We start from the raw sequence: 21,929 nt of genomic DNA, 5'->3' as shown, positions 1-21,929 counted from the left end.
GTAAGGCCGATACACAGAGAATAAAAACCGGACACTGAAGTGAATCTCCTGTGGGAGCGAGCCTGCTCGCGAAGCAGACGACTCGATCTGCCTGGCAGACCGAGGCGATTCCATTCGCGAGCAGGCTCGCTCCCACAAAAGCCCGACCCCCACCAGGGCCGGTCAAGTCTGGATCAGGCTTGCGTCAGCTTCGCCGCAGCCCGCTCGAAGCGGTCCAGGCCGGCGTCGATGTCGGCGTCTTCCACTACCAGGCTCGGGGCGAAACGAATCACGTCCGGGCCGGCTTGCAGAATCATCAGGCCTTCTTGCTCGGCGGCGTTGAAGATGTCCTTGGCCTTGCCTTTCCAGGCGTCGTTCAGCACGCAGCCGATCAACAGGCCCAGACCACGGACCTGGGTAAACAGGCCGTACTTCTCGCCGATCTGCTCCAGGCGCGCCTTGAATTTCAGATGCTTGGCTTTGACGCCACCGAGCACTTCAGGCGTGTTGACCACGTCGATCACCGCTTCGGCCACCGCGCAGGCCAGCGGGTTACCGCCATAGGTGGTGCCGTGGGTGCCGACCACCAGGTGCTTGGCCAGCGCTTCGGTGGTGAGCATCGCCGCGATCGGGAAACCGCCGCCCAGGCTCTTGGCGCTGGTGAGGATGTCCGGAACCACGCCGTAGTGCATGTAGGCGAACAATTCGCCACTGCGGCCCATGCCGGTCTGCACTTCGTCGAATACCAGCAGCGCATTGTGTGCATCGCACAGCTCGCGGGCGCCTTGCAGGTAAGCCAGATCGCCCGGCAACACGCCGCCCTCGCCCTGGATCGGCTCCAGCACCACGGCGCAGGTCTTGTCCGAGACCGCCGCCTGCAAAGCCGCAAGGTCGTTATAAGGAACGTGGGTGATGCCGGTGATTTTAGGACCGAAACCGTCGGAGTACTTCGACTGCCCGCCAACGTTGACGGTGAACAGGGTCCGCCCGTGGAAGCTATTGAGCGCGGCGATGATCTCGTATTTTTCGCTGCCAAACCGATCAAAGCCGACGCGACGGGCCAGCTTGAACGCGGCCTCGTTGGCTTCGGCGCCGGAGTTGCAGAAGAACGCACGCTCGGCAAAGGTCGCGTCGACCAGCTTGTGGGCCAGGCGCAAGGCCGGCTCGTTGGTGAATACGTTCGACACATGCCACAGCTTGTTGGCCTGCTCGGTCAGGGCTCCGACCAGCGCCGGATGGGCATGGCCCAATACGTTGACTGCGATGCCGCCAGCAAAGTCGATCAATTCGCGACCGGACTGGTCCCACACGCGGGAACCGGCACCACGCACAGGGATAAAGGCAGCAGGTGCATAGTTGGGAACCATTACCTGGTCGAAATCGGCGCGTTGGACCGCGGCTTGCTCAACGGACATCGGAGTCTCCTGAAGAGGAACACCCGCCTGGAACTGGCGAGCTTGGTGAGGATTGTAAGGACAGTTTTCAGCCCGGCCTTGCCGCCAAGCGACAACTTCTTATAGCGCCAACCCATGATTTTCGCGGGTTTACGCCAATGCGACAAATAGCATCGCAAAGGCGCAGTTTAAACGTTGGCGCAGGATTTGCGGCGACAGCGTCGAGATTTGCTTCAAGCATCGGTCGGCATCGCCCATGCCATACATATGTAGTGCCTTTGCGTTGCGCAAATCAGGTTTGCTGGCGTGCCGATCCCGCGGGGATCGGCCTCCATCAACCTATTCGGAATCAACCATGAATACGCCCATCACCGTCGTGCTTCCCAGGCGCAAGATCGCCCATCACAAGCTCATTGAAAAAGCCCTGCCTGAGTGGGTCGCCAAGACCCCGCTCAAGCAACTCGAGCATTTGAAAACCATCCGTCCCGAACTTCCCGATTGGTTCAAGCAGGCCACGCCGGCACAACACAAGGAACTGAGAGGTACACACACAGACAGCTGGACAAAACGTAACGAGGTCGAAAAGGAGCTGGAGCGATTACTGGATGTGCATTCGTTTGCCGAGCCGCTGCTCAAGAAACATATCAAGCAACGCTTCAACATCGATCTGGATGTCAGGGAAACATTCATAAACCTCTATATTCCGACCAGACTTCCAATCATTGACCTGCCCACGGATGGCTCGAAGCAATGGCGTGTGTCGGTACTCGACGCAGCCTTGCATAACTTCGAGGCCTTCGAGGGAGAAGCGGATGCACACCTTCCCGAGTCCGGCTTCATCACCCGCCCTGACGCACAGGGCCGGTTCAGGATACTCGACGAGGTCACCGGCAAGCTTCCGGTCGATCAGTTCGTCAGATTCTGCCGGGAGCTGGATATCGGTCGGCGCTACGACACCCATCTGAGGGAGGAGCTGGGCCTGGATGACCATGGCAAACAACTGCGTCTCAAAACCCGGATCATCGCCAGCCAACTAGCGGACCTGAAAGCCGTCCTGCACCACGCAAGCCTGACTCTCGCCATCCAGAAAAGCAGCCTGCAGTCGCTGCTGGCCTTTATCGCGGGGCGGGATAACACCTGGCAGACTTATGACCTGACCTTGCTCTCGACGCCATTGACCGGCCCCATGATCTTCTCCCCCGGCAATGAGTGGTCAGCCTCCGCCCCCGTCGTCGTCTACATCCCCCACGACCCGAAGGTCCCCCTCAAGGAATACCCGTCGATGGCTGCGTTCATGACGCACCTCACCGAGCAACTACGCGGCGACAGCTACAAAAAGTTTTTCAGCCGCTTTATCCAGCATGACCAACTGGGCAGTTTCCACGGGGCCCTCAAGCGCAAATTTTTCCACGTCATCGAGGATCGCCCTAACGCTCCCGACTTCGGGATGCCGGAGCATGGATTTGTCGAAGATCTGAAACCAATTCCAGACCCAAGCCTGGACTACTCGGCTTCGAAAATATCCGGGAATTTCCTGGAAGAGCTCTACAGCAAACAATTGAGCAAGATCTTCAAGGACGCGAAAGTCATTGCTGTGTCTACCGACAGTGAAGACCGCAAGACCCGCCATGATCGCTGGGAGCGAATAAAGAGTATCGGCCTTGCGCTGTTCAACGCCGCGCTATTTGTCATCGCGCCCTTTGTGCCGGTCGTCGGCGAGTTGATGTTGCTGCAGATGGCCTATCAACTGCTCGAAGACGCTTACGAAGGTGTACGCGACTGGGTGGCGGGCAAATCGATCGAAGCTTTTGAACATTTGTTCAGCATTGTCGAAACCGTACTCCAAGCGGCCGGGTTTGCCGTAGGGGGGAGCATTGTCGGGGATTTGCTCGCCAAACCATCATCGTTCGTCAAAAACCTCAAGCCGGTGATTTCCACCGATGGCAAAACGCGGCTGTGGAACCCTGACCCGGCACCCTATGCACACCCGATCGAAGTACCGCCCACCTCGAAACCCGACACGCTTGGCCTGCACGAACATGACAGCCGCATCTTGCTGAAGCTGGCAGCGGATGACGATTCACAGCACATCCTGGCCCTGAGCAAAACCGCCGAAACAGAACGCTATACCCTGACTCACCCGACCCGGCCCGACGCCTTCAGCCCGCGAATGGAACATAACGGCCAGGGCGCCTGGTTGATGGAGGGTGAACAACCGCAAGCCTGGAAAAGCCAGACACTGATGCGGCGCCTGGGCCACGCGACGGATGGCTTCAGCGATGCCGAACTGCAACAGCTGCGCATCATCAGCGGCACCGACGAAGGCGTTCTGCGCAGGGTTCATCTGCAAAACGAAGCCATGCCGCCCTTGCTGGACGATACCTTGGCGCGCTTCAGAACCCACCGGACTGTCGACCAGAATATCGGCCGTATCCGCGCGGGCGAAGCGCTGGACACCCAAGGCGGCTGGTTTGAACCCCTGGTAACCGAACTGGATGGCTGGCCCAGCGACAAAGCCCTGGAGGTATTTGCCGACTCCACGTTAACCGGCACACCTCATCACTACGGGGCATCCGTCCCGTCCGCCGACACCTTCAGGATCTCCCTAGCAGACCTGAACGGCGGAAAACTTGCTCCGCTTATTGTCGAGGGTCTCGATGAGCAACAACTCAGCGACTTGGTCGGATCGCAAACCCCGAAAGAACAGGCGCCACAGCGTCTGAACGAAAAACTGGCCGACCGCGCCGCGAGCCGCAAGATGGAAATCTTCGAGCAGGAATACCGCGGACAAGAACCCAGGCAGGCGCCAGAAGCTGCACTGGTCGAAAACACGATTGCGGACCTGCCTGCGCCAGTGACCCGGGTACTGCTCGACACGGCCACGCCTGCGGAAAACACCGCTATGACCGACCAGAACCGCGTTCCCCTGCGACTCAGGAACCTGGCCGAGGAGATGCACGTACAAACCCGGATAACCCGCGCCCAGGAAGGTCTTCTTGAAGACGACCTGCTCACCCCAGAAGGTGAAACGCTGACGCTCAACACCCTCAAGGCTTTTTCCGACGCGATCAGCGATGTCCACATTGAAGTCCGCGACAAAGTAATTGACGGCACGCTGCGCGCAAACCATCAACCGCAGCGCGCTTCGCTCAAACGCGTGCTGGTGCGCACAGAGCCAGGCAAATATGAAGTGCGTGACAATGATGACCAATTGCTGCATCCGGCCAAACGTTTCCACAACGCATTGCTCAATGCCCTGCCGCCGAAAAATCTCGGCAAATTGACCTCGCGCTTCAAGCCAGGCGAAAAATTCAAGCACTGGCTTATCGACCAGTACCAGAACACCCGCCGGATACGCACCGCGATGGATTTCCCAGCCGTCGGCGCCTCCACCGCCCGCGAAACCGAAACCCTGCTGCGTGGGCCGATTTTTAGCCGTTTATGGCCTGCGGCCGAAGCCTTGCCCGCCGAAGTCGACCCATTGGCTGAACGGCTGAAAGAAATCTATCCGACTCGAGATGAAGAGCAGATTGCCAACATGGTCAGCAGGCTCGACTCCGAGGAGCAACTGCAAAAACTCACAGAGTTGGAGACCGAGAAGAAGCAGCTTTTTGATGAGCTGGATAAATGGGCGTCCACCCTGCCCCGCCACATCGATGCTCGCAGGATCCTCAACACCCGACGCGAGGTCGTGGCTGAAATCAAGCGATCCTGGCTGCGGGGTGAAAAAGCGCATATCTGCACCGAGGGTTTTGTCCTGGAAGAGGACGCAACACTGCGCCTGGAGGGAATCTCGCTCGATAATGTAAGGCTCGAAGATCTCACATTGAGCAAAAAACTCCCTCATGTAAAAGAGTTGAGCCTGGATGATTGCGACTTGTCGTCACTCAGCGAAGACTTCCTATCGAACTTTCCCAAGCTCCGGATCCTGACTGCCTCCGGCAACAGTCTTCAACGCCTGCCGGTGGCATTGAATACCCTGCCAACCCTCAGATTCATCGACCTTTCGCAGAACAGAATCGTTATCGATCCCTCCACGGCAGCTGGGCTGCAAAGACTACCGTTGCTGCGTTTTCTGAACCTCAGCCAAAACCCACTGGGACTCGCTCCCGACATCAGCCGACTACCCAATCTCGAAGCGCTCATACTGGACAGGACACAGATCACCGACTGGCCTGAGGGGCTGTTTTCGCGCCCAAGGCCCGAGCATTTTGAGTTGCGGTTGCTGGGCAACGAGATAATTACTGTCCCTGCCTGCGAAGGCGCATCCCCCGAAGCCTGGATCGTGGCCCAGACCCATCTGGACCGGCAGAAACTCGATTTGCAAAGCGATAACAAGCTAGCCGAGTACCGCCGTTCCTGGGGCCTTGACCCTAATCGTACGTATCCACCGCGAGGCGACGAAGGCAGTGCTTTCTGGCTAGAGGACTACCGGGGCCGAGACATAGAGGCGAAGAAAATCACTTGGGATCTTTTAGAACATGAGCACGGCTCCCAAGGATTTTTCGAAGTGATTGCCAGGATGGAAATAACCGACGACGTTTTCGAGACCGAAGAAGATCAACAGGCCTATGAAGAAAACCGCCCCGAGCTCACTCGGCAGGTCTGGCGAATCATAGATGCCGCCAGTGACGACACCGAGCTTCGCGAGAAGCTGTTCACAATGGCCGACGCCCCAACCAACTGTGCAGATGCCGGGGCGCAGATCTTCAATGCCATGGGGATCGAGACCATGCTCTCTGAGTTCTCTCACGCAGGCAGCGATGCGCCGACGCTGGAAAAAAACCTGATCGGCCTGGCCAGGGGCAAAGCACGGCTCAACAAGCTCTACGAAATCGCCCGCGCCGACGTGGCGCAGCGTGTATTGCCTGTAGAAAAGGACGGCCTGGGCCTGCGGTTCACCAGCGAGGTAATCAACGGTGAACCCGGCACGGTGGACGAGGTCGAGGTGCACACGGCCTATCAGGCCCGATTTACCAATAGCCTGGAGCTGCCGTGGGTATCGAAGCACATGGTTTATCGAAACACGGCGAACGTCACCGAACCGCAAATAAAGAATGCCATGCGCCTGGTGCGAGAGGGTGAGCGTAACGGTGGCTTGGTCAATCAGATCCTTGATGTCGAGTTCTGGGACACTTACCTGAGCGACGCCTACGCCGATAGACTCCAGGCCAACGATGAACTCTACGAAGCCCAGGCCGAGCAGCTAGAAGAACTGCGGGACCTGCAACACGAGTGGGTCGAATTCAATACCCGCCTGGAAGACAGGAATCCGGCAAAAAAACAGAGGCTGATCGAGCTCGCCAGCCAGTTGAGCGTGCCTGAAGCTGATGTGCTGACCGCAGGTAAAATGCCGGACAGCACCTATAACCGAGCCTACAGCGCCATCGCCGACCGGCGGAAAGAGCTCAGGCGCCAACTGACCAGTGAAGCGCTCACCCGGGCCCGCCTGGTTTAACACTCGTCTGCACCTGGCAGCGATGACGGCTCGACGAGCCACCCTTCGCGAGCAGGCTCGCTCCCACAAGGGTTCGGGGCTGCCGAAGGTTCCGTATCCACAACAAAAAACCCGTGGGAGCGAGCCTGCTCGCGAAGCTCTTGAAACTGTGTACACCGCATCCACGCCGCGCCGCAGATTACGCAACACCGCGCGGCGTGCCATGCATTTCAGGCGCTATATATATGTAGTGCCTTTGGCTTGGAAAATTTTGTTCTGCTGGCGCCTTCACTGACTTTCGAAGGCCACCCTAATGCACGAACTTAACACTACAGCCGACACCGGAACCCCGGTCAAATCCCACTATCAGCACGTGCTCGATGCCATCCCGTCCTGGGTGGGCAAGGCCCCCGCACAACAACAGACTGAGCTCAGGCAGGCCAAGCCGCTATTTGCTCCCTGGCTGCTCGGCGCACCCGCCTCCCGGCACGCGCAGATGAAGCGCTTGAATGCCGCCCAGTGGCGCGCACGCAATGGGCTCGAGGAGCGACTGCAAGCGCTGCAGGACATCAATGCCTTTGCCAAGCCGCTGCTTGAAGCCGCGATCAGGACTCAGTTCGGCTTGACGCTGGACGTCGAGAAAACCCAGTTATGGCTGTACGTACCACTGAATATTCCATGGCTGCCGATCCCCTCCGGTGGCGCGCGGACGTGGAAGGTTTCTTTGCTGGATGCTGCTTTGCACAACTTTGAACCGGACGAGGCAAAGCCCGATGCCTACGAACCAGGCTCGACCTATGTCGCCGAGACCACGAAGAGCTCGGAGGAAGGCGAGACGGGACGTTTCAAACCGCTGACGTCGATCAGGCAGCAGATGCCGATTCCGGCATTTATCCAGCTGTGTCGGGAACTGGATATCGGCGGCCAGTACCAGCGTCACCTTCAGCAACAACTGGGCATCGGCGACACCGTTGCAACCCGCGCACTGCAGCGCCAGGTCAGCGAAAGCCAGGAAGTGGCACTCAAGGCCGCCCTGCACCTGGCGCTGATGAAAAAAGACATCAGCGCGCAAAGCCACTCGCAGGTCCTCGGCCTGCTGGACGGTTTGTCAGGCATGCAGCTCGACGGCCAGCCACTGTGCAGCCATGACTTGAAGATCATGGACGTTGCGCTGACCGGCATAGTGCTGTTCGCCCCGGACTTCGAACAGGCGCAGCACACCGTGCCACTGGTCGCCTATATTCCCGACGACCCCCAAGGCGCAATCAAGGAATACGCCTCCTCCACGCTGTTCAGCTCGGCGTTGACTCAAAGGCTGCGAGAAAAAGACTGCCAGCAATTCTTCAGTCGCTTTGTCGGACATCAGGAACGCCCGTTGTTTTTCTTCGAGCTGAACCAGCGGCTGGCTTCCATCCAATGGCACCGACCGGCTCCCGGTGACTCCCGCCCACCATGGCGAGAAACCCCGGCCGATAAGCCCAACCTGCTGTTCAGCGCACAGTTGACCCCAGGCGACCTGATGCGGCACCTCTATCAAGGCAAGCTGAACAAAATCCTCAATGACGCCCGAACCATTGCCGTTTCCACTGCCAGCGCCGACCGCAACGCCCGCTGGAAACGCTGGGACGCCCTGTCCAGGATTGCCAGCGAACTGGTCAGTATCGCCGCGTTCATCGCCACGCCTTTTTTCCCGCCGCTGGGCGCCTTGATGCTCGGCTATGCCGCTTACCAACTGCTGGACGATACGTTCGAAGGAATCATCGATTGGGCCGAAGGCTTAAAACAACAGGCTTTCGAGCACCTGATGAGCGTGATGGAAACATTAGTCGAGCTCGGCGGCTTCGTGGTTGGTGTACCGATAGCGGAGGGTATGCTGCGCCAGGCACTGCCAAAGCAATTATGGACCTTCATCGACAACCTGATGCCGGTCACCCGCCCTGATGGCCAGCAACGCTTGTGGTCCCCGGACCTGACACCCTATCACCAGGATATCGAACCGGTCAGCAGCGCCGGCCCCGATCAGCTTGGCCTGCATGAGCACCTCGGCCGAAAGATCCTGAAGCTGGACGCGCAGCGCTTTGTCGTCAGGCAAGATGCTGGCGAAGGCATTTATCAGATCGAGCACCCGGCACGCGAGGATGCCTATGCTCCACAGCTCAGCCACAATGGCGCCGGCGCCTGGCGAACGGAGCTGGACCGCCCGTTGACCTGGGACGACACCACGCTCGTCCGCCGTCTAGGCCAGCAAACCGACGCATTCTCCGACGAGCAACTCCAGCAGATGCTCACCGTCAGCGGCACTCACCCCGATGCGCTGCGCAAATTGCACATCAACAACGAACCGCCACCGCCGCTGCTGGCCGATACGTTGGAGCGCTTCAAGGTCGCCCAGGATCTTCAACGTTTCGTTGACCTGATGGGCAGTGACGATCCGTTGCTCTATCGCAGCGCCGACGTGCAAACCCAAATACAGCTGTTGACCAGTTATGGGCTGCTGCTATCGACCCGGGGGCTGCGCTTTCTCGATGGTGCCGGAAAAGTCGCATGGAGTTATCCGCCCGCCTCGCGCCTACCCATGATCGACATCCCCGAAGCGCAGATGAACAATGGGGCGATGCTCGATACGATCATTCAGGGCTTGAGCGAACCGGAGATCAAGACGCTGCTGGACGAAGAACCCGGCCTCCCGCCCACCAGCCTCGGCGCCCGAACGACCCGGTTGCGCCAGCAGATGGCAAAACTGGCCAATGACAAATGGGCCTCGTTATTCGAAACGCGCTACAGCGCGAAGCAGGTCCCCCCTGATCCCGCGGCTCGAAACCTGATGGACCGTTATCAGGGTCTGCCTCGCAGCGTCGCCGAAGAGCTGCTGCGCACCGCCACGGTCGAGGAATACAAGGGCATCGGCGCCAACCGTTTTTCGCCGCGCATCGATGAACTGGCGCGCTGGACCCTGCTGGAAACCCGCACCGTTCGCGCCTACGAAGGCCTGTATATCGACAACCTTGGCGGGGCCGACACTGATCGGCTGGTCCTGCATTCGTTGGATCGATTGCTCAACTGGTCCGCGGAGGTACGCTTGGACATGCGCGCTTACTCCTTCAGGGGCACGTTGCACGACAGCGTCGGAGCCCCCCAGGCAAAAATCGTCAGGACCCTGGTTCGCGGCGACGACAGACGCTATACCCCCTTTGATGATGCCGGTCTCGAACTGCATGGCCCGACGGATATCTATCAAGGCGTGCTGCAGGCTTTGCCCGATGCGCAACGCAACGCGCTGGGCATCCACATCGGCCAAGGCGAGCGCCTGCGCCAGGCCATCGGCCGCTCCCCGCTGGACCTCGACAGCATGCGAGTACTGCTGGCCAGCGACCCAGTCCGCAAACCCCACTACGACAGCAGAATCATGCGCCTGCCCGGCGGCATGGATGGCTATCGGCCCGGCGCGCCGGCCAGTGGACCGAGCGCTTCACCAACGCCGGAGGAACGCGCGCAAGACCTGTTTCCGACGTTCAATGCAGAGCAGATCCGCAACCTGGTCAGGTCTCTGGAAAGCCGCCCCGGAGGTGCCAACTCGACCTTGGTGGCATTGCAACAATCCTACTCGGCACTGGAGGTGGATCTTTCCCGATGGGTGAGCGATACGCCGCAACCCGCCGCCGGGACGGGAGTCATCGTGAGCGCCAGCGACTACCAGGCAGCCAGACTCAACCGTCAGCGCTGGGCCGAGGAGATCAAGCGATGCCTGCGGCGGGAAACGGAGCTGGATGAGTTTCAAGGCAGCCATACCAGACCCAGCCACGTATTGGAACTGGAAGAACCGATGCCAGGTCCGTTGCCGCCCCTGAGGATGCGCTTCACGCATGTGACCTATCTGCAATTGGCTGGCGACAGCACAACCGAGGGCCTCGTCGAATTCCTGCAGGCCTTTCCCGGCCTCCGGCATCTGGACATCGATGGGATACCGATCCGAACGCTACCGGAGCAGATCACCAGCCTGCCGGATCTGGGCGTACTGACGCTGAACAATTGCCGGATCACTCTGGATGCCAACAGCCATGCCGCGCTTTCATCCATGACTCGGTTGCGTGTGCTGGACCTGTCCGATAATCCACTCGGGGGGGCCCCCGATGTAAGCAGGATGGCAGAGCTGCGGCAGTTGAAGCTCAGGAACACAGGTATCGATCAGGTGCCAACAGGGCTTGAAACTCGTCCGCACCTGACCACCGCGAGGCTCGAACGCAACCGCATCACCGACCTGCCCCCAGCGCTGTTCGAGTTGCCGGGCGAGGTCAGCAAGAAGATCGACCTCACCGGCAATCCCCTCTCCCGGGCGGCGCTCGACCGAGTGAAAGCCTACGCCCTGGAAAACGCCGAGCACATGAGTGTAGATGCCCCGCATGAATTGAGCCGACGGGTACAGGCGCTGTACCCGTCACTTAGCCGCAGGGACGCCAATCGATTCATTTTCAGCCTGCCGGGTACGCTCGATGAGGTTCCCGGAGGGCTGTCACGCCTGGAAAGCGAATTGGCCCAGCTCACAGCCGACCTCGAACGATGGCGGCAAGACGTGTTCCTGCCGGATCCGATCGCCCTGACACAAGAGCAGCTCAGGCGCAGTGCGCTCAAAGAGAAGCTTGTGGATTGCTGGCAACGCGACTTCTATCAAGACCCCGCCGAGCTTCCCGACAGGTTCGCGTTCGCCGGGAACATCCATGGCGCAATGCCCAGGCTCGATGCGCGATTCGAGCACATTACGACAGTCGACCTGCAAGGCGGCGTTGCCACGACCGGAGTGGATGGCCTGCTCCAGTGCTTTCCCAATCTTCAGACCGTGAACGTGGCCGATTTCAACCTGGGACAGCTGCCCGAATCGATATTCAACATACCCCAGCTGACCGACCTCACCCTGCAAAACTGCAGGATTCGGCTGACACCTGCCGACGCGGGGCGTCTCGCCGGATTGACCGGGCTGGAAGATCTGGATTTGAGCGGCAACCCGCTGGGTACTACGCCAGAGGTCTGGCGCATGACCCGGTTGAAAACCTTATTGCTACCCGACTCGCAACTGACGCGGGTGCCAGAAGACGTTTTCAGCATGCCCACGCTGCTGACCCTCGACCTCAGCAATAACCTGATCACCGACCTGCCCGTCGATATCCTCGAAATGAGCGCCGAGACTGGTGAGGACTTCGAACTGGACGGCAACCCGTTCTCGGAACAGGGCCTGGGGCTTCTACGAATCCGCTATCAGCAAACCGGTAACGACATGGGCGTGGCCGCGGCCAGGCTGGATGCGCAAGGGAACCCGTTGCAGACACACCGCTAGCAAATCTCAGCCGCGCTCCGACGGCACCGACGACAATTCGAACGGGCTGCTGCTGCGCCGCTGGTTACGATCTTCCCGCGGCGTGGCGCCGAAGAAGTTGCGGTAGGCGCTGGAGAAATGCGGCCCGGAGGAGAAACCGCAGGACAGGCCGATCTGGATGATCGATTTACTGGTCTGCATCAGCATCTGCCGGGCCTTGTTCAGGCGCAGCTCCAAGTAGTACTGGCTGGGCACGCGGTTAAGGTATTGCTTGAAGATTCGCTCCAGCTGCCGACGGGACACGCACACATGCTGGGCGATTTCGTCGGTGGTCAGCGGCTCTTCGATGTTGGCCTCCATCAGCAACACCGCCTGGGTGAGCTTCGGATGACTGGAGCCGAGGCGGTTCTGCAACGGGATGCGCTGGCGCTCGCCGCCTTCGCGAATGCGCTCGACCACCAGTTCCTCCGAGACCGCGCCGGCCAGCTCGGCGCCGTGATCGCGCGCCAGCACCGCCAACAACAGGTCCAGCACCGACATGCCGCCGCAGGCGCTCAGGCGATCGCGGTCCCAGTCGAACAAATGGCTGGTGGCGATAACCTTGGGAAAACGCTCCGAGAAATCGTCCTGCCAGCGCCAGTGCACGGCGGCCCGGTACCCATCAAGCAAGCCCAACTGGGCCAGCGGATAGACACCGGCGGACAAGCCGCCAATGACGCATCCGGCGCGCACCAGTTGCTTGAGCGCGCTGCTCAGCGGCGAGGCCAGCGACGTCGGCGGCTCGTCGGCCAGCAGGAACAGTTTCTGCAGGCCTTCGAGCTTGCCGGCCCAGGGTTCGCCCGGCAGCTGCCAGGCACCCTCGGCCGGCGGCTCGGCGTGCAAAAACGACAGCTCGTAGACCACGTCCGGATGCACTCGCTGCGCAACACGCAAGGCCTCCTCGGCCAGCGCCAGCGTCAACGCTTTAGTGCTGGGCCAAATCAGGAAACCTATTCGATGGGCAGTCATGGCGAGCGATCCGAAGCGAAAACAGTGTTAAAGCCAAAAGCGGCTGCAACCAAATTAGACCATCTGGCGCGCGGTGCGCAGCATGACCCAAATCAGGTGCGTACGGGAGCGATTACTTCAGGCTGCCCGACAGGAATTGTTGCAAGCGCTCCGATTGCGGATTGACCAGCACTTCGCGCGGGTTGCCGCTTTCTTCGACGATGCCTTTGTGTAGGAACACCAGTTGGTTCGACACCTCGCGGGCGAAGCCCATCTCGTGAGTCACCACCACCATGGTCCGGCCTTCCAGCGCCAGGGCCTGCATCACCTTGAGCACGTCGCCGACCAGCTCCGGGTCCAGCGCCGAGGTTGGCTCGTCGAACAGCATCACTTCAGGCTCCATCGCCAGCGCCCGGGCAATCGCCACGCGCTGTTGTTCGCCGCCGGACATGTGGCCCGGGTAGGCGTCCTTGCGATGCGCCACGCCGACCTTGTTCAGGTAATGCTCGGCCTTCTCCCGCGCCTCGGCCTTGGCCACGCCCAGTACGTGCACGGGCGCTTCGATGATGTTTTCCAGTGCGGTCATGTGCGACCACAGGTTGAAATGCTGGAACACCATCGACAACCGCGAGCGCATGCGTTGCAGCTGCTTGGGGTCTGCGGCCTTCATGGCGCCGTCCTTGCCCGCTACCAGCTTCAGCTCTTCGTTGTTGAGCAAAATCTTGCCGGCATGGGGTTGCTCAAGCAGGTTGATGCAACGCAGGAAGGTGCTCTTGCCGGAGCCACTGGAGCCGATGATGCTGATCACGTCGCCAGCGGCGGCTTTCAGGGACACGCCCTTGAGCACTTCATGACTGCCATAGCGTTTATGCAGGTCTTGGACTTCAAGCTTGTACATGCGGTCGGTTCTCACAAAACGTCAGTCGTTGAGCAGTCGATCGGATCGATGCGTTATCAGTGCTTGCGCGGGGCTAGGTAACCCAGCCAGCGGCGCTCGGCCAGTTTGAACAGGCGCACCAGGATGAAGGTCAGGCACAGGTAAAAAACGCCGGCCGTGATGTAGGCCTCGAACGGCAGGTAATACTGCGCGTTCACCGTGCGCGCGGCGCCGGTGATGTCGATCAGGGTGACGATGGACGCCAGGCTGGTGGTCTGCAGCATCATGATCACTTCGTTGCTGTATTGCGGCAGTGCCCGGCGCAACGCCGACGGCAGCAGGATCCGGCGGTACAGCTTGTAGCGCGACATGCCCATGGCCTTGGCCGCCTCGATCTCGCCGTTGGGCGTGGCCCGCAGGCTGCCGGCGATGATTTCGGCGGTGTAGGCGCTGGTGTTGATGGCGAACGCCAGGCACGCACAGAACGTCGCGCTGGACAGCCATGGCCAGAGGAAGCTCTCGCGCACCACCTGGAACTGCGCCAGCCCGTAGTAGATCAGGAACAGCTGCACCAGCATCGGCGTGCCGCGGATCACGTAGGTGTAGAGCCAGGCCGTCATGTTGACGATTGGCTGCTTCGACACCCGCATCAGCCCCAGGGGCAGCGCCGCCAACAGGCCGAAGAACAGCGACAGGGCCAGCAGCTTCAAGGTGGTCAGCAGGCCACTGAAGTACAGCGGCAAGGCTTCATAGATGACGTTGTAGTCGAAGATCATAGATCAGCCGCCCTTACGCCTACCGAGTAGCGCTTCTCAAGGTGACGCAATGCCAGCAACGAGACACTGGTGATCACCAGGTACATCGCCGCCACCGCGAGGAAGAAGGTGAAAGGCTCACGGGTGGCATCCGCCGCCTGCTTGGCCTTGAACATCATGTCTTGCAGGCCCACGACCGAAATCAGCGCGGTGGCCTTGGTCAGTACCAGCCAGTTGTTGGTGAAGCCCGGGATCGCCAGGCGAATCATCTGCGGCACCAGCACCCGGAAAAACACCTGGAAGCCGTTCATGCCATACGCCATGCCCGCCTCGGCCTGCCCCTTGGGGATCGCCATGAAGGCGCCGCGAAAGGTCTCGGACAGGTACGCACCGAAGATGAAACCCAGGGTGCCGATACCGGCCGCCAACGGGTTCAGGTCGATGTAGTCGTCATAGCCGAGCATCGGCGCAACGCGGTTGATCAAGTCCTGGCCGCCATAGAAGATCAGCAGGATCAGCACCAGGTCGGGAATGCCGCGGATGACCGTGGAATACAGGTCGCCCAGCCACGCCAGCCAACGCACCGGCGAGAGGCGCAACGCGACACCGATCAGCCCCAGGACAATGGCCAGGGCCATGGACGACAAGGCGAGCTGAAGCGTCAACCATGCGCCATCGAGGATGACAGCCCCGTAGCCTTTCAACATGATTCAGGTCCTCGAAAGTGGGATGAAAAAATGGCGCAAACCGCAGAGATCCTGTTGCTTGCGCCATTTCGCCGCAGTGGCGGGACGTGGTTACTTGCCGTAGATATCGAAGGCGAAGTATTTGTCCTGGATTTGCTTGTACTTGCCGTTCTCGCGAATGGCGGTGATCGCGCTGTTGATCTTGTCTTTCAGCGCATCGCCCTTGCGAACCGCGATACCGATGCCGTCGCCGAAGTATTTCTCGTCGGTGAAGGCCGGGCCGACGAAGGCGAAGCCCTTGCCCGCGTCAGTCTTCAGGAAGCCGTCATCCAGCAGCGTCGCGTCGGCCACGGTGCCATCGAGACGACCGGCGGAAACGTCCAGGTAGATTTCGTTCTGCGAACCGTACGGCTTGATCTCGGCACCCAGCGGGGCCAGGACTTCACGGGCGAAACGCTCGTGGATCGAACCGCGCTGTACGCCGATGTTCTTGCCCTTGAGCTCGGCCAGGCCGTCGCTCACCTGGGTACCGGCCTTCATCACCAGGCGGGCCGGGGTGTTGTAGTACTTGTTGGTGAAGTCAACGGACTTCTTGCGATCTTCAGTGATCGACATGGACGACAGAATCGCGTCGATCTTGCGTACCTTCAGCGCCGGGATCAGGCCGTCGAACTCCTGCTCGACCCACACGCACTTGACCTTCATCTCTTCGCACAGCGCATTGCCGATGTCGTAGTCGAAGCCGACGATGCTGCCATCCGGGGCTTTCGAGGCGAACGGAGGGTAAGCCGCTTCGATACCGATCTTCAGGGGTTTCTCATCGGCGAATGTCGGCAGGGACAGCACGGACAGTGCCAGGGCGCCAAGCAGCACAAGTTTCTTCATCTTGGGACTCCATCGGTAAAGGGCGAAAACGGCAGAGTGAGCAACAGCCCAATATGCGAATGGGTGGAACGAACTTGCGTCCTAGGAAGCTCACGATTTATTCAACGCGAGCCACGACGAGCGAGTGATCGGCATTCTAACGACAGGCCCGAAGCCGATATTTCTTCAATGCGACAACTAATTACAGAAGCACCGAGAAAGCTGTTCGAGCACATTGACAGCTCCGCAAATTCATGCAAGAGCAAAAGACAGGGAACCGATCCATGCTGCAAATAGCGGGCCCATTATTCGCAAACCCTTCTAATCCGGCAAGCACAGCGTGTCGGCTTGTTTTTCCATCGGTCCGAAACGGCCCTGAAACGGGGCTCTGCGTTTCACTTCGCCCCGTCGTGGCGCGTTCGGTTACACATTTCGAAACACCGGTAACGTTCAGACACCTCCTACTTTGAAGCCCGATATTTATTCAAACGCCTCCTTGTGGCAGACCCCCTATCCATCCAAACACCGCCCCCGTGGCGAGGGAGCTTGCTCCCGCTGGGCTGCGCAGCGGCCCCAAAACCAGGCACCGCGGTCAATCAGACATACCGCATTGGCCGATTTACGACTGCTGCGCAGCCGAGCGGGAGCAAGCTCCCTCGCCACAAAGGCGCCCCAAACCCAGGCACCGCGGCTACTGAGCTACACCCCATCGGCCGACCACCCTATCCATTCAAACACCGAACCCGTGGCGAGGGAGCTTGCTCCCGCTGGGCTGCGCAGCGGCCCCAGAACCAGGCACCGCGGTCATTCAGGCATATCGCGCCGGCCGGTTGACGACTGCTGCGCAGCCGAGCGGGAGCAAGCTCCCTCGCCACAAAGGCGCTTGTTCCCGAGCCACATCGCGCGGCGGGCGCGCACAAAAAAGCCCCACCCGGCAAAACTGCCAGGCGGGGCTTTTGTGTGTTGCACTGAGCGTCAGGCGACGTTCATGGTCTTGTGCGTCTCGATCAGGTGCGCCACCACACCCGGGTCGGCCAGGGTGGAGATATCACCCAAGCCGTCGTATTCCGCCGTGGCGATCTTGCGCAGGATGCGGCGCATGATCTTGCCCGAACGGGTTTTCGGCAGCCCCGGCGCCCACTGGATCACGTCCGGCGAAGCAATCGGGCCGATCTCCTTGCGCACCCAGTTCTTCAATTCCAGGCGCAGGGCTTCGCTGGTTTCTTCGCCGGCATTCAAGGTGACGTAGACATAGATGCCCTGCCCCTTGATGTCGTGCGGCACCCCCACCACCGCCGCCTCGGCGACTTTCGGGTGGGCGACCATGGCGCTTTCGATCTCGGCGGTGCCCATGCGGTGGCCGGAAACGTTGAGCACGTCGTCCACCCGACCGGTGATCCAGTAGTAGCCATCCTCATCGCGACGAGCGCCGTCACCGGTGAAGTACATGCCGCTGAAAGTCTTGAAGTAAGTGTCGACAAAACGGTCATGGTCGCCGTACAGCGTACGTGCCTGGCCCGGCCACGAATCGAGGATCACCAGGTTGCCTTCGGCGGCGCCTTCGATCAGGTTGCCGAGGTTGTCCACCAGCGCCGGCACCACACCAAAGAATGGACGCGTAGCCGAACCCGGCTTCAACGCTGTGGCGCCTGGCAGCGGGCTGATCAGCACGCCGCCGGTTTCGGTCTGCCACCAAGTGTCGACGATTGGGCAACGCTCCTTGCCGACGTTCTTGTAGTACCAGTCCCAGGCTTCCGGGTTGATCGGCTCGCCCACCGAACCCAGCAGGCGCAGGCTGCTGCCATCGGCACCTTCGACAGCGGCGGTGCCCGAGGCCATCATCGCGCGGATCGCGGTCGGCGCGGTGTAGAGAATATTGACCTTGTGCTTGTCGATCACCTTGGCCACCCGGGTGACGTCCGGGTAGTTCGGCACGCCTTCGAACAGCAGCGTGGTCGCGCCATTGGCCAACGGGCCGTAGACGATGTAGCTGTGGCCGGTAACCCAGCCGACGTCAGCGGTGCACCAGTAGATGTCACCGGGCTTGTAGTCGAACACGCGTTCATGGGTCAGCGCCGCGTACAGCAAGTAACCGGCGGTGGTGTGCTGCACGCCCTTGGGCTTGCCGGTGGAACCGGAGGTGTAGAGGATGAACAGCGCTTCCTCGGCGCCCATCTCCTTCGGCGCGCAAACGGTGCCAGCCACTTTCATCAAGTCTTCGTACCAGATGTCACGATGCTGGTTCCACTTGATGTTGCCCGACGTGCGCTTGCACACGATGACTTTCTGGATGCTGCTGGTTTCCGGGTTGGTCAGCGCGTCATCGACGTTGGCCTTGAGCGGGATCTTCTTGCCGGCACGGATGCCTTCGTCGGCGGTGATCACCACTTTCGATTTGCAGTCGATGATGCGGCCGGCCAGGGCTTCCGGCGAGAAGCCGCCGAACACCACCGAGTGGATTGCACCGATCCGGGTGCAGGCCAGCATGGCGACCACAGCCTCGGGAATCATCGGCATGTAGATAGTCACCACGTCGCCGCGGTGCACGTCCTGACCGCGCAGGGCGTTGGCGAACTTGCAGACTTCTTCATGCAGTTCGCGATAAGTGATGTTGCGGCTCTCGGACGGGTCGTCGCCCTCCCAGATGATCGCAACCTGATCGCCGCGCTCTTCCAGGTGACGGTCGAGGCAGTTGTAGGAAACGTTCAAGGTGCCATCGGCAAACCACTTGATGTCGACATGGTGATCATCGAACGAGGTCTGTTTAACCGTGGTGAAAGGCTTGATCCAGTCGAGGCGCTTGGCCTGCTCGCGCCAGAAGCCATCGGGGTTGACGACCGACTGCTGGTACATGGCCTTATAGGTCGCCTCGTCAGTCAGCGTACTGGCCGCAACCTCGGGACGAACGGGATACACAGAAGCCGCACTCATCTTTCTTACCTCGGTGACAATAGTTGTTTTTGTATGGTTCCGTTGTAGCTTGGGGCGGGCCTATAGAACCATTCGACGATGGTAGTAACAAGTCCCTACAAAATGTCGGTACTAACCTGCAAATCCACCTGAAGATATCTTCATGTGGGAGCGAGCCTGCTCGCGAAGGCGCCCTGTGAGCCAACATCAGTCCAACGGGTAATCAGCCGATTATTACCAGATCAACCAACAGTGTTTATCAAAACCAAGTCTGTTTACCCCTCCCCTCGCCTCCTAAAATCAACCCCGCCAACCGGCAAACCCGATTGACGCAACACAGCCCCCACGAAGGCCGTTGATCCAACTTCCAACACTTGCTCCACACGCAGCCCCAAAAAGGCTGCGTGACCCCACTCGACCTCAAGAAAGGTGAAATACAGATGAAAGCTTTATGGGTTCTGGTCCTCGGCAGCCTTTGCGCCACCGCCATGGCGGATGAGGCCCCGACCGATGTCGCACCGCAGAAACCGGCGATCGAGGAGTACACCTACTCCACCCACCTGGACATCGCCAAAGTCATTTCCATGAGCACCATCCCGAATGTCTGCGAAGTGGTCCCGGCAAAAATGGAATATGAAGATTCCAAGGGCCAGCGCCACATCATGCGCTACAGCGTCATGGGCACCGGCTGCTCCAACGGCTGATCACAACTGGCAGTTTCCATGGCCCGATTTCGATCGGGCCTGGTTGTGTCTGGAGCCACCAAAAACCGCCAGCAAACACAACATGTAGTGCAAAACGGCAAAAATCGATCACTTTCTGATCAAAAAAGCCCGCCATCCGATCCATGCAAAAAAAATCTTCAACGGCCAAAGCCTTGTAAACCCTCGCTCCCATGCGGGTATGCCCCCCGCGACCTCTTCTGTGAGCTATTTCGCCGCACCACGTAGGCAAAAAAGTCCTTATAATGCCGCCTTAAACGGGCCTGCAATATCCCCTTACAGGGATCAAAGCCAACCTGAAGCCTGCGTAACGGCCGACCATGCCGATACGTGCAAGCCGCTTCAGTACAACCCGTACATTTTTCTGTTTATTGCCTGCGTCAGCTGCTGCAACAAACGACTTTCCAAGATCCACCGCGGCCAGTAGGCCTTTCAATGGGCATCTGGCCCTCACGCAGGAGACGACACGTCATGCTGAGCTGGGACGAATTCGACAAAGAAGACGACGGCGAAGTCGCGGTAAAAGGCGCCAACGCCGGCCACGCTTCTGAAGCCAACATGGACCGCCTCGACAGCGCCGGCGGTGCCGCCGCGCTCGAAGCCCGCGCCGTGACGGCCAGCGACTCGGCCGCGATCATTCGCGCCAAGGCCGCCCTCGACAAACTCGACGTCGCCGAAGGCCTCGCCGAACTCGAAGGTGCCTCCGCCCGTGTCGCCGTCGATGAAAAGCGCATGATCAACTGCCGCGCCGACCTCAACCAGCTCGTGCCTTTCAAATACGACTGGGCCTGGCAGAAGTACCTGGACGGCTGCGCAAACCATTGGATGCCGCAAGAAGTCAACATGACCGCGGACATCGCCCTCTGGAAAAACCCGGAAGGCCTGACCGACGATGAACGCCGCATCGTCATGCGCAACCTGGGCTTCTTCTCCACCGCCGACTCCCTGGTTGCCAACAACCTGGTCCTGGCCGTGTACCGCCTGATCACCAACCCGGAGTGCCGCCAGTACATCCTGCGCCAAGCCTTCGAAGAGGCGATCCACACCCACGCCTACCAGTACTGCATCGAATCGCTGGCCATGGATGAAGGTGAAATCTTCAACATGTACCACGAGATCCCATCGGTCGCGAAAAAAGCCGCCTGGGGCCTGAAATACACCCGTTCGATCTCCGATCCGAAGTTCGAAACCGGCACCCCGGAAACCGATAAAGAGTTGCTGCGCAACCTGATCGCGTACTACTGCGTCCTGGAAGGCATCTTCTTCTACTGCGGCTTCACCCAGATCCTCTCCATGGGCCGCCGCAACAAAATGACCGGCGTCGCCGAGCAGTTCCAGTACATCCTGCGCGACGAATCCATGCACCTGAACTTCGGCATCGACGTGATCAACCAGATCAAGATCGAAAACCCACACCTGTGGGACGCCGAAATGAAGGAAGAAGCAACCCAGATGATCCTGCAAGGGACCCAACTGGAAATCGAATACGCCCGCGACACCATGCCTCGCGGCGTACTGGGCATGAACGCGGCGATGATGGAGGACTACCTCAAGTTCATCGCCAACCGTCGCCTGTCGCAAATTGGCCTGAAGGAAGAGTACCCAGGGACGACCAACCCGTTCCCTTGGATGAGCGAGATCATGGACTTGAAGAAAGAGAAGAATTTCTTTGAGACTCGGGTGATTGAGTATCAGACGGGTGGGGCTTTGAGCTGGGATTGATTTCTAGTCATCGTTGCACCATCAGCATTTAACTAAAAACCCCGTGGAAACGGGGTTTTTAGTTTTCTACCGGAGCAAAACTGCGTTTAGTTCTGAGACTGTAACGCTGCTTTTACCCTACGCAAAACTCAGAATCGTTCCGTATTGACGCCGTATCGCCTCGTTACCTATCTTAGTCGCAGGTGCCTAAGAAACGCCCAACGTAGTAGCTAATCGCCGAACATAGAACCGCATACTGTCTAAGGACGTTGCAATTCTGTGGGAAGAAAAGCTAGTTGGGATTTTTCT

Annotated in this window: 11 protein-coding genes; 4 read left to right on the top strand and 7 right to left on the bottom strand. The window is 59.7% G+C overall.

Annotated elements, in window-relative coordinates; genetic code table 11:
- Positions 1 to 173: 173 nt before the first annotated feature.
- Complete coding sequence (locus J3P84_RS07135; protein WP_434572346.1) at positions 174 to 1,394, bottom strand: aspartate aminotransferase family protein; 1,221 nt, start codon at positions 1,392 to 1,394, stop codon at positions 174 to 176.
- A gap of 334 nt (positions 1,395 to 1,728) precedes the next feature.
- Between J3P84_RS07135 and J3P84_RS07130 the strand changes: the two genes are divergently transcribed.
- Positions 1,729 to 6,831 carry an NEL-type E3 ubiquitin ligase domain-containing protein gene (locus J3P84_RS07130; RefSeq protein WP_434628951.1) on the top strand — a complete coding sequence of 1,701 codons (5,103 nt, stop codon included), beginning with the start codon at positions 1,729 to 1,731 and terminating at the stop codon, positions 6,829 to 6,831.
- A 292-nt stretch (positions 6,832 to 7,123) separates the two neighbouring features.
- A complete protein-coding gene (locus tag J3P84_RS07125; protein ID WP_434628949.1) occupies positions 7,124 to 12,139 on the top strand; it encodes a dermonecrotic toxin domain-containing protein in 5,016 nt (1,671 codons plus the stop codon).
- 6 nt (positions 12,140 to 12,145) lie between these two features.
- Here the strand turns inward: J3P84_RS07125 and J3P84_RS07120 are convergent, their stop codons facing one another.
- The 6 genes from J3P84_RS07120 to acs form a co-directional block, all read right to left on the bottom strand.
- The gene (locus tag J3P84_RS07120; protein ID WP_305499333.1) at positions 12,146 to 13,126 is read right to left on the bottom strand and encodes a GlxA family transcriptional regulator; all 981 of its coding nucleotides are present in this window, start codon (positions 13,124 to 13,126) and stop codon (positions 12,146 to 12,148) included.
- Between the two features lie 112 nt (positions 13,127 to 13,238).
- Positions 13,239 to 14,003, bottom strand: coding sequence for an ABC transporter ATP-binding protein (locus J3P84_RS07115; protein WP_434601606.1), 765 nt, complete (start codon positions 14,001 to 14,003; stop codon positions 13,239 to 13,241).
- A gap of 56 nt (positions 14,004 to 14,059) precedes the next feature.
- On the bottom strand, positions 14,060 to 14,758 hold the full coding sequence (locus J3P84_RS07110; protein ID WP_434572342.1) for an ABC transporter permease: 699 nt from the start codon (positions 14,756 to 14,758) through the stop codon (positions 14,060 to 14,062).
- Positions 14,755 to 15,444: an ABC transporter permease gene (locus tag J3P84_RS07105; protein ID WP_434628947.1), complete on the bottom strand. Its 690-nt coding sequence runs from the start codon at positions 15,442 to 15,444 to the stop codon at positions 14,755 to 14,757. The genes J3P84_RS07110 and J3P84_RS07105 overlap by 4 nt, the downstream gene beginning before the upstream one ends.
- A 90-nt stretch (positions 15,445 to 15,534) precedes the next feature.
- Positions 15,535 to 16,308, bottom strand: a complete 774-nt coding sequence (locus J3P84_RS07100; RefSeq protein ID WP_305499327.1) for an ABC transporter substrate-binding protein — start codon at positions 16,306 to 16,308, stop codon at positions 15,535 to 15,537.
- 954 nt (positions 16,309 to 17,262) lie between these two features.
- Positions 17,263 to 19,218, bottom strand: coding sequence for an acetate--CoA ligase (gene acs, locus J3P84_RS07095; RefSeq protein WP_434601607.1), 1,956 nt, complete (start codon positions 19,216 to 19,218; stop codon positions 17,263 to 17,265).
- A gap of 419 nt (positions 19,219 to 19,637) precedes the next feature.
- On the opposite strand from acs, the gene J3P84_RS07090 reads away from it, so the two are divergent.
- On the top strand, positions 19,638 to 19,901 hold the full coding sequence (locus J3P84_RS07090; protein WP_434628945.1) for a DUF2790 domain-containing protein: 264 nt from the start codon (positions 19,638 to 19,640) through the stop codon (positions 19,899 to 19,901).
- Positions 19,902 to 20,390: 489 nt separating this feature from the next.
- Positions 20,391 to 21,641 (top strand): ribonucleotide-diphosphate reductase subunit beta, encoded by a 1,251-nt coding sequence (locus J3P84_RS07085; protein WP_305499322.1) that lies wholly within the window; start codon positions 20,391 to 20,393, stop codon positions 21,639 to 21,641.
- Positions 21,642 to 21,929: the final 288 nt, after the last annotated feature.

The organism is Pseudomonas sp. Z1-29 (genome assembly GCF_051131995.1).
In the GTDB taxonomy this organism is placed as follows: Bacteria; Pseudomonadota; Gammaproteobacteria; order Pseudomonadales; family Pseudomonadaceae; genus Aquipseudomonas.
This window is presented reverse-complemented; position numbering and strand designations above follow the sequence as displayed.